This window comes from Plasticicumulans sp. (assembly GCF_035331805.1).
Taxonomy (GTDB): Bacteria; Pseudomonadota; Gammaproteobacteria; order Competibacterales; family Competibacteraceae; genus Plasticicumulans.
This window is the reverse complement of sequence record NZ_DAOLKE010000130.1, coordinates 1-9,181: the sequence shown is the minus strand read 5'-3', so window position 1 is coordinate 9,181 and position 9,181 is coordinate 1. Positions and strand designations below refer to the sequence as shown.

Here is a 9,181-nt window from a genome sequence, read left to right as displayed (position 1 = left end):
CCGGCGAGCCCGCACAGCACGTGGAAGGTCGTCTCGCTGCTGCCGCCGGCCTGCACGCGGCGCACCTGCGTCTGCAGCTGCTCGCGGTATTTGTCGGCCTTGCACGCGAACAGGAAGCGCCCGAGCCGGCGCTTCTGGCCGCCGAGCGTGACGCCGACGATGCTGTTGAGGATGTCGCGCCACTGCTCGCGCGCGCCGATCCACGGCTTGATGCCGGGGTAGCTGTCGAGGTCATCGAGCCGGGCCGCCAGGTTGGCGTCGGTGATCAGCAGCTGGCTCGCCGCCGGCAGCTGCACCGAGACGCCGAGCGTCTTCCACGAGGCATCGTCCGGCGCCATCAGCTCGTCGCTGGAATCGACGTACAGCCAGCCGAGCGGCACGCCTTCGGGCTCTTCGCTGCGGAACTCCTGGAAGATCAGCTTGCGCAGCGCGCGGATGACCTTGCCGCCCGTGCCCCCGAGCCCGACGATCACATGATTCATGCCTGCCTCCCGGCCGCCGCTGTCGGGCGAACCATGCCCGGCGGGGCGGGACAGGGCAAGCGCGGCGGATGCGCGACGCCGGCGCGGCGCCGGGCACGCGGGCTACAGCCGTGCGGCGCCGAAGGTATCGCAGGCGTCGAGGCGCCCCGAATCCAGCCCGGCCCGGAACCAGCGCACGCGCTGCTGCGAGCTGCCGTGCGTGAAGCTGTCGGGCACGACCGTGCCGCGGGCCTGACGCTGCAGGCGGTCATCGCCGATCGCGGCAGCGGCGGTCAGGGCTTCCTCGACATCGCCGGGTTCGAGGCGATGCTTCGTCTGCTCGGCGTGCCGCGCCCAGACGCCGGCCAGACAGTCGGCCTGCAGTTCGAGCCGCACCGACAGCCGGTTGCCGTCGGCCTCGCTCATGCGCTCGCGCGCCGCGTGCACGCGCCCGGAGATGCCGAGCAGGTTCTGGATGTGGTGGCCGATCTCGTGCGCGACGACGTAAGCCTGCGCGAAATCGCCGGGCGCGCGGAAGCGCTGGCGCAGGTCGTCATAGAAGGACAGGTCGATGTAGACCTTGCGATCCGGCGGACAGTAGAACGGCCCCATCGCCGCCTGGCCGATGCCGCAGGCGGTCTGCGTGGCACCGGAGAACAGCACGAGCTTCGGCTCGACGTAGGCCTGCCCGGTCTGCGCCGGCAGCTGTGCGTTCCAGACGCTCTCGGTGTCGGCGAGCACACGGCCGACGAAGCGCGCCTCGTCGTCGTGCGCGCGCGTCTGCGCCGGCCCCGGCGGATGCTGCACCGGCGCCGGCGAACCGCCGCCGAGGATCACCGACGGGTCGACCCCGAAGTACAGCGCCACCAGCACCAGCACGACGGTGCCGATGCCGCCGCCGATCCTGAGCCCGCCGCCGCCGAAGCCGCCGCCCCCGCCGAAGGATTCACCGCGGCGGTCCTCGATGTTGCCGCTCTCGCGGTCGTCGTCGCCGTAACGCATGACGTTCGCCTCCCCCGGATGCCCGGTGTCGTGATGCCGGATCGGAGCCGCCGCCAACCGTTCTGGTTCAGTGGCGGCATCGGCCGGGCATCGACCCGGAAAAGCATCAGGCCGCCGACCCTCGCGGATGTCGGCGGCCTGATGGGAGGCGGGGCGGCGGAATCGGGCGTCAGGGGAACCGGCGCAGCCGGTCAGCGATCCGCAGCCGGAATCAGCCGGAATCAGCCGGAATCAGCCGGAATCAGCCGGAATCAGTGCGTGTCGCCGGGGCTGCCGTGGTGGGGCACCGGCGGCTGGCGCGTGGCGGCGTTCGTGCGCATGGACGGATCGCTCATCTGCTGGCGCAGGTTGCGCTGGCGGCGGATCTCGCCGAGCAGGCGGGCGGTGGTTTCGACGGCGACGGTCAGGTTTTCGGGAATGGTGTGGTTCATGGCGTCTGTCCTTGGCGTTCGAAGGCGGCTAAACAGCTGATTGGCTGTCAGAAACACTGTACAACGACAGCATTGCTTACCACTGCGACTTCTCTCAATACGATATCTGTCGTATTCGTAATGTACGAAAGAAGTTGCAACACCGTTCGTCTGCGGACTGAGGCAAGGCTGCGGGCGAGTCCGCGGGGCTGCACCGCCGGCACGGACACGCAAGCCATGCGCGGCCCCGGGCACGCGCGCGAGACATGTCTACGCTCGGCATGCCACCGTAGGCGCTGGTATCGCATCGAGGACAACCGCCTTGAACAGTCTCTTCTGGCCCGGCCGGCCGTTCGTGCTGGCTGCCACCCTGGCATGCGCGCTGCTTTCGGCCTGTTCGGTGCCGGCACGGCTGCCTGCCGTGCCCGCCGAGCAGACCACGCAGGCAACCGTGCCCGGCATGGTCAACGTCCGTTACTGGCCGGATGTCGACACCGCCGCCCTGGAGCGGCTCAGCCTCGAAACCATCCGGCGCATGCAGGCATACCGCGCGGCCCAGGGCCAGACCGGACCGCTGCCGCCGGCGCATTTCCTCGCGCTGTCGGGGGGCGGCGATGACGGTGCCTTCGGGGCCGGGCTGCTGAACGGCTGGACGGCCACCGGCACGCGCCCGAGCTTCGGCATCGTCACCGGCATCAGCACCGGGGCGCTGATCGCGCCGTTTGCGTTCCTCGGCCCGGCCTACGACCCGGTGCTGAGGAAGGTCTACACCGAGACCCGGCAGGCGGACATCTTCCTGACGCGGCCGGTGTTCGCGGCGATCAACAACGATGCGATGGCCGACACGCAGCCGCTCTGGACGCTGATCGGCCAGAACGTCGATGACGACTTCCTCGCACGCATCGGCGCCGAATACCGCAAGGGCCGGCTGCTGCTGATCGCGACCACCGACATCGACGCCCGCCGGCCGGTGCTGTGGGACATGGGCGCAATCGCCACGAGCGGTGCGCCCGGCGCGCTCGATCTGTTCCGGCGCATCATGCTGGCCTCGGCGGCGATCCCGGGCGTGTTCCCGCCGGTGCTGATCGATGTCGAGGTCGACGGCAAGTCCCATCAGGAGATGCACGTCGACGGCGGTGCCGCCGCGCAGGTGTTCCTGTATCCGCCGTCGCTGAACGTGAAGGTGCTGTCGAAGCGCTACGGCATCGAGCGCGAGCGTCATGCGTGGATCATCCGCAACGCCCGGCTCGATCCGTCCTGGGCCAGCGTCGAGCGCCGCACGATGAGCATCGCCGGCCGGGCGGTGTCGTCGCTGATCCAGTACCAGGGCGTCGGCGATCTGTACCGCATCTACGCGACCACGCAACGCGACGGGGTCGACTACAACCTCGCCTATATCGGCAGCGACTTCCGGGTCAAGCACCGCGACGACTTCGACCCCGAGTACATGCGTCCGCTGTACGAATACGGCGAACGCCTCGCCCGCAACGGCTATCCGTGGCAGAAGACGCCGCCGGGCTACATCGCACCGCCGCCGGCAAAGACGATGGTGGTCCAGCACTGACAGGCGCGGGCAATCCGCGACCGGCGCACCGGCTGCCAGCCTCGCCAGCAGGCCATTGCCGTCCGGCCGGACGTGCCGGACAAGCACCCGCCGCCCCGGCTCGCCCCCCACTTCCCGCCCGCCCCGGACCTGAAAGCCCCGGGGCGGCGAGGCATCCCGGACCTCAAAAAAGCCCTCCGTCCCTCGCGATTGCGGGCCAGCAAGCCCGCGTCCGTCCCCTGCCCTTTCCCCGCGTCCGGACTGCTTCATGATTTCCCGGAACCCGACAGCCCGGAGACAGGTGGCCACGATGCCGATCCCCCGTGACGAAACCCGCGCTGCACGCGCACGGGCAGACGGGCTCGACCTCAAGCGCCTGCTGCTGCGGCGCGTGACGCTGTTCGCGCTGGCGATCTGCCTCGGCGGCATCGTCACGGTGCTGGTGCAGACGCAGGCCGAACTGCGCCGGCAGGTCGCGCGCATCGGGCCGACGCTGCTGGAGCGGCTGATCAACGAGGAAGCCATGCAGCCGCGCGGCAGCTTCCTGATGGGGCTGGAGGAGCTGAAACTCGCGTCGCTGGACCCGCTCGGCGAATGGCTGGACATCTGCGTCGAGGCCGAGGACCTCTTCGGCCGCCAGCGCGTGCGCCGCTGCTTCGGCGAACGCCTGGCGCTGCCGGCGGCGCTGCGCGGCCTGCCGGCGCTGCTGCTCGATGGCCGCGAGCTGTACCGCGGTCCGATCATCCAGTACCCCGGCTACCGGGCCGGGGAATTCCTCATCACGCCGAACCTCGACAGCCTGGCGCGCTCGGCCTGGCGGCAGATCCGCACCGTGCTCGGCATGACCGCCGGCATCCTGCTGCTGAACCTGTTCGTGTATCTGCCGGTGCGCCGGGCGCTGCGCCCGAGCGAGCAGATTCTCGCGGTCATGGAGAAGATGCGCGCCGGCGACCTGTCGGTGCGCATGCCGCGCCCGGCCCTGCACGAGCTGCAGCGCATCGCCAGCGGCTTCGACGAACTCGCCGACCGGCTGCAGCAGACGCTCGACGAACAGCGCCGGCTGGCGCAGCGGCTGATCGCCGTGCGCGAGGAGGAACGCCGCCACCTCGGCCGGGAGCTGCACGACGAATTCGGCCAGTGCCTGACCTCGATCGGCGCCGAGGCGGTGTTCATCGGCGGTCAGGTGCGCGAGCGCCTGCCCGAGCTGCTGCCGGCGGTCGGCTCGATCAGCGAGGTGACGGCGAAGATGCTGGAGGCGCTGCAGGGCATCCTGAGCCAGTTGCGCCCGGTCGGGCTGGAATCCTTCGGCCTGCAGGCGATCCTCGAACAGTTCCTGGCCGGCTGGCAGCGCCGCCAGCCGGACTGCCGCTTCACGCTCGATCTCGACGGCCCGCTCGACGACCTGCCCGATGAACTCACCGTCAGCCTGTATCGCATCGTGCAGGAGAGCCTGACCAATGCCCTGCGCCACGGCTCGCCCACGCAGGTGACGGTGCAGCTGCAGCGCCATGACCGGCACTGCCGGCTCTGCATCGAGGACGACGGCGAGGCCGGCGAAAATCCGACGGCCGGCAGCGGACTCGGCGTGCTCGGCATGCGCGAGCGCGTCCTCGCGCTGGGCGGGCGGTTCTCGATGACGCCGCGCAGCCCGCGCGGCATGCGCGTGCTGGCCGAATTCCCGGCCGAATCCCTCAGTGCCGAGCGGAGCTTCCATGCCTGATCCCATCCGGGTGTTGCTGATCGACGATCACGTCGTGGTCCGCGTCGGCTACCGGCGCCTGCTGGAGGCGCAGCCCGACATCCGCGTCGCCGGCGAAGCCGCGACCGCGCGCGAGGCGCTGGACTGGCTGCGGCAGCAGGAGGCCGCGGCCACGGAACCCGAACTGGTGATCCTCGACCTCGGCCTGCCCGATCTCGGCGGCGTCGAACTGATCCGCCGGCTGCTGCAGCGCCAGCCGCGCCTGCGCATCCTGGTGTTCACGATGCACCGCGAGCCGATCTTCGCGACGCAGGCGCTGCGCGCCGGCGCCCTCGGCTACGTGACCAAGAGCAGCCCGCCGGAAGTGCTGATCGACGCCGTGTACCGGGTCGCCGCGCGCCGCCAGACGATCAGCCCGGACATCGCCCCGGACCTGGCGCTGGCCCTGATCGCGCCGCCGGAAAAACCGCTCGCGGAATCGCTGTCGCCGCGCGAATTCGAAATCCTGCGCCTGCTGCTGGAAGGCAGCAGCCCCGAGGAAATCGGCGCGCGACTGTCGATCAGCGCCAAGACCGTGCAGAACTGCCATTACCAGATCAAGACCAAACTCGGCGCCCGCAGCGACATCGAACTGACGCGCATCGCCCTGCGCGCCGGGCTGATCTGATGCCGGCTCATGCCGATCACAAATGAACACGCCGTCTTTTCAGCCCCTCGCCCCTCGCGGGAGAGGGCTTGGGGAGAGGGAAAAACCACGCATTTACGTGTGATCGGTATTACGCCGCCTGCGCCCGGTACAACTCGACCAGCATCGGCCAGGTAACCCGCGCGAGCGGATTGCCGGCATCGTCGAGCAGTTCATACAGGTCATCGGCACCATCGGGGCGGATGCTGAAATGCACGATGGCATCCTGCGCGCCACCGCCTTCGCGATGCGGCCGCTCGCTGGCCGGCGAAACGGTATGCGTGCCGGTGGCGCGCGCTTCGCGCAGGCTGCCATCCGGCTCATACAGCCGATGCTCGCCCTGCACGACGAAGGTGTGATTCAGCACCAGATGCCGGTGCAGCACGATCTGCGCTTCGGCGGGCAGGCGGAACAGCACATCGGCGATACGGCGGCTTTCGTCGATATCCAGAATCGTGAAATGAAACGCCGGCTCGAATTCGCCGAAACGGTTCCAGCGGATCGATGAATCGTCGAAGGTGTGCTCGGGCATCGGAATTCTCCTGCAGAGGCCGGCATCGGGCTGATGCCACCGCCATTGCAGCGCCCGGCCGGCAGCGGCGGCCACAGCAGACTGCCGGCGATCGGGCGGGCGTTCTGCCCGCGGAGGGGATCGGGATCGGCCGGGGCGAGGGACGCCTGCGCGCGGGCTGCCGGTCTGTCCTGCCGGCCGGCGGTGGCCCGCGGCTGCCGGGCTGTCGTGCCCGTCCGACGGCGACATGAGACCAATCATCGCAATCAGTGAAGGTATACTTTCACTAAATCCAAAAAATAGTGAGATTTCACGCGATGAAGGTCTCCAGAGCCGAGCTGATCGCCGTGCTTGCGCAGTTCAACCCGTGGTGGCGCGGCGAGGGCATCGGCGATCTGCCCCGATGGCGGCGGGCAGCCTTCCGGGAGCTGTCCCGGTGGCTGCTCGCGCCGCCGGCGCCGCGCGCGGTCCTGCTGTCCGGTGCGCGCCAGATCGGCAAGACCACGCTGCTGCTGCAGGCCGTGGAGCTGCTGCTGCAGGCGGGCGTGCCGGCGGCCAACATCGTCTATGCGACCTTCGACCATCCGCTGCTGAAGCTCGCCGGCATGGAGGCCGTGCTCGAAGCCTGGCGCGAGCGCGAGCCGCGAACGGATGGGCCGGAATACCTGCTGCTCGACGAAGCCCAGTTCATCCGCGACTGGGGCACCTGGATCAAGCATCAGGTCGACTTCCGCAAGGACCGGCGCATCGTGTTCACCGGCTCGGCGATGCCGCTGACGGAAGCCGGCCAGGAATCCGGTGTCGGCCGCTGGCACACCATCCGGCTGACCACGCTGTCGTTCTACGAATACCTGCAGATCAAGCGCCTGACGCTGCCGGAGCTGCCGCCCCTGCGCAGCCTGCGCGAACTGTTCGACTGGCCGCCGGCGCAGTTCTACCGCGCGACCGAAGCCGCCAGCGCCTATGCCGGCCATTTCCACGAATTCCTGCTGCGCGGCGGTTTTCCGCAGAGCGCGCAGGTCGACAGCATCACGCAGGCTCAGCGGCTGCTGCGCGAGGACATCATCGACAAGGTGCTCAAGCGCGACATGACGGCGCTGTTCGGCGTGCGTCGCGTGCTCGATCTGGAACACACCTTCCTGTACCTGTGCCTGCACGATGGCGGTCTGCTCGACATGGGCGACCTGTGCTCGAATCTGGAGGTCAAGCGCCCGACCGCGCAGAGCTTCATCGAACTGCTCGAAGCAACGCATCTGATCTATCGCCTGCCGCCGTTCGGTTACGGCAAGGACGTGCTGCGCGGACGGTTCAAGATTTATCTGGCCGATGCCGCGATTGCACCGGCCGTGATGCTGAAGGGCAAGAACCTCCTCGACGATGCCGCCGCTCTTGGGGTGGCGACCGAAACCGCGGTGTTCAAGCATCTGTTCGCCCGCTACTACGCGAAGAACGTGCGTTTCAGCTACTGGCGCGGGCGCAGGGATCATGAAGTCGATCTGGTGGCCGAGGCCGACGGCGAGCTGATCCCGTTCGAGGTCAAGTATCGCGCACAGCACACCGGCGCCCGCGAACTCAAGGGCTTGATCGAACTGTGCGGGCAGAAGCAGATCACGCGCGGCTACGTCGTCACCAAGGCACTCGATGACTTCGGGCTGCTGAGCGGCCCGCCGGCAGCCCCTGACGGGCAGGCGGCAGACACCCGGATCATGCGGATACCGGCGGCGCTGCTGTGTTACTGGATGGGGGCGAGTGAACTGGTGGCAGAAGATTGAGACAGGGATGCTCTGCATGGAACCATCACCCGCTCGAACAACCCGATATCCCAGATTGGAAAATCGATTCAGAACATACTGCACAAATTTGGAAATCGTCTTACTGACTTAGGAAATAAAATATTCACAAAAATACGCATCGCTCTGGCGACAGCATTGATGACCGGTCTGATCCTGTTGTTTTCTGGGAAACTTCCTTACCAGCACGATTTGGCTGCCTCTCTGTCCAACTGGCTTAACAACCTTGTCAGTAGTAACACAACCCCAAGCAATCCTCCTACGTTTCGAGATCCTTTCACCCATAAATTAACTCCAGCAGAAGTCGCTGAAATCAAAAGCTCAGGCGCTCCATCACCAACGACACTGAAACCTTTTCGCGCCCCCTGAAGATCGGCGGCTTCGGCCCCGAGATGATTCCGCTGCCGGCCGGCACCGTTCACGATGGACTCACCGGATCAGGAGCCGGGGCGCGCCGACGACGAAGGCCCGCAGCACATCGTGACCGTACCGGCTTTCGCGCTCAGCCGCACCGAAGTCAGCTTTGCCGATTACGATCGCTTTGCCGAAGCGACCGGCCGCAGGAAACCGGCAGATCGCTGGGGCCGCGGCAATCAGTCGGTCATCAACGTGAACTGGAACGGTGCACAGGTTTGCGCCGACTGGCTCAGCGAGCAGATCGGCAGGAAATACCGCCTGCCGAGCGAGGCGGAATGGGAATATGCGGCCCGCGCCGGCACGACGACGCCATTCTGGACTGGCAACTGCATCAGAACCGATCAGGCCAATTACGACGGAACCTTCTACTACAATAACTTTTGTGACTCTGTGCTGCGAATGCCGGACTTGCCTGTCTGGAGAAGTGATCGATGGCGGCATGCACCTGAACGCGGCCGGTGAAATGATTCAGGCGGTTTGGGGCGAAATTCCGGAAAATTATCCGGATGTCGGGATTGCCGGGTTTGTCGTCATGCCCAATCACGTTCACGGCATCATCGTGCTCGCAGGGGCAAGCCCGCGTGTAGGGCCCCCCCCGTGGTTGCCCAGATTTTAGGTCGCCACCAATGGCAGCAGGGCAACCACCGGGGGTTGCCCCTACGG

Annotated in this window: 9 protein-coding genes; 5 read left to right on the top strand and 4 right to left on the bottom strand. The window is 67.5% G+C overall.

Annotation, left to right across the window (positions count from 1 at the left end):
* The 3 genes from PKE44_RS10580 to PKE44_RS10570 all read right to left on the bottom strand — a co-directional run.
* Nucleotides 1-482: tubulin-like doman-containing protein (locus PKE44_RS10580; RefSeq protein WP_324550885.1), on the bottom strand; the 482-nt coding region annotated here is incomplete at its 3' end.
* Nucleotides 483-584: 102 nt separating this feature from the next.
* Nucleotides 585-1,463, bottom strand: coding sequence for a neutral zinc metallopeptidase (locus PKE44_RS10575; protein ID WP_324550883.1), 879 nt, complete (start codon nucleotides 1,461-1,463; stop codon nucleotides 585-587).
* 251 nt (nucleotides 1,464-1,714) lie between these two features.
* Nucleotides 1,715-1,894, bottom strand: a complete 180-nt coding sequence (locus PKE44_RS10570; RefSeq protein ID WP_324550881.1) for a hypothetical protein — start codon at nucleotides 1,892-1,894, stop codon at nucleotides 1,715-1,717.
* Between the two features lie 301 nt (nucleotides 1,895-2,195).
* Here PKE44_RS10570 and PKE44_RS10565 point away from each other — a divergent pair, with 301 nt between their 5' ends.
* The 3 genes from PKE44_RS10565 (at nucleotide 2,196) to PKE44_RS10555 (ending at nucleotide 5,782) form a co-directional block, all read left to right on the top strand.
* Nucleotides 2,196-3,437: a patatin-like phospholipase family protein gene (locus PKE44_RS10565; RefSeq protein ID WP_324550879.1), complete on the top strand. Its 1,242-nt coding sequence runs from the start codon at nucleotides 2,196-2,198 to the stop codon at nucleotides 3,435-3,437.
* Nucleotides 3,438-3,726: 289 nt separating this feature from the next.
* Nucleotides 3,727-5,136 (top strand): ATP-binding protein, encoded by a 1,410-nt coding sequence (locus tag PKE44_RS10560; RefSeq protein ID WP_324550877.1) that lies wholly within the window; start codon nucleotides 3,727-3,729, stop codon nucleotides 5,134-5,136.
* Complete coding sequence (locus PKE44_RS10555; protein ID WP_324550875.1) at nucleotides 5,129-5,782, top strand: response regulator transcription factor; 654 nt, start codon at nucleotides 5,129-5,131, stop codon at nucleotides 5,780-5,782. Before PKE44_RS10560 ends, PKE44_RS10555 begins: the two co-directional genes overlap by 8 nt.
* A gap of 109 nt (nucleotides 5,783-5,891) precedes the next feature.
* On the opposite strand, the gene PKE44_RS10550 is transcribed toward PKE44_RS10555, so the two are convergent.
* On the bottom strand, nucleotides 5,892-6,332 hold the full coding sequence (locus PKE44_RS10550) for a regulator (RefSeq protein WP_324550873.1): 441 nt from the start codon (nucleotides 6,330-6,332) through the stop codon (nucleotides 5,892-5,894).
* Nucleotides 6,333-6,628: 296 nt separating this feature from the next.
* On the opposite strand from PKE44_RS10550, the gene PKE44_RS10545 reads away from it, so the two are divergent.
* Nucleotides 6,629-8,083 (top strand): ATP-binding protein, encoded by a 1,455-nt coding sequence (locus PKE44_RS10545; protein WP_324550871.1) that lies wholly within the window; start codon nucleotides 6,629-6,631, stop codon nucleotides 8,081-8,083.
* A 441-nt stretch (nucleotides 8,084-8,524) separates the two neighbouring features.
* Nucleotides 8,525-8,980 carry a formylglycine-generating enzyme family protein gene (locus tag PKE44_RS10540; protein WP_324550869.1) on the top strand — a complete coding sequence of 152 codons (456 nt, stop codon included), beginning with the start codon at nucleotides 8,525-8,527 and terminating at the stop codon, nucleotides 8,978-8,980.
* The last annotated feature ends 201 nt before the right edge of the window (nucleotides 8,981-9,181 follow it).

Bases quoted from the DNA above. Each gene is read 5' to 3' on its own strand.
- PKE44_RS10540 (WP_324550869.1), top strand. From the start codon at position 8,525: ATGGACTCACCGGATCAGGAGCCGGGGCGCGCCGACGACGAAGGCCCG.
- PKE44_RS10560 (WP_324550877.1), top strand. From the start codon at position 3,727: ATGCCGATCCCCCGTGACGAAACCCGCGCTGCACGCGCACGGGCAGAC.
- PKE44_RS10575 (WP_324550883.1), bottom strand. From the start codon at position 1,463: ATGCGTTACGGCGACGACGACCGCGAGAGCGGCAACATCGAGGACCGC.
- PKE44_RS10550 (WP_324550873.1), bottom strand. From the start codon at position 6,332: ATGCCCGAGCACACCTTCGACGATTCATCGATCCGCTGGAACCGTTTC.
- PKE44_RS10545 (WP_324550871.1), top strand. From the start codon at position 6,629: ATGAAGGTCTCCAGAGCCGAGCTGATCGCCGTGCTTGCGCAGTTCAAC.
- PKE44_RS10570 (WP_324550881.1), bottom strand. From the start codon at position 1,894: ATGAACCACACCATTCCCGAAAACCTGACCGTCGCCGTCGAAACCACC.
- PKE44_RS10555 (WP_324550875.1), top strand. From the start codon at position 5,129: ATGCCTGATCCCATCCGGGTGTTGCTGATCGACGATCACGTCGTGGTC.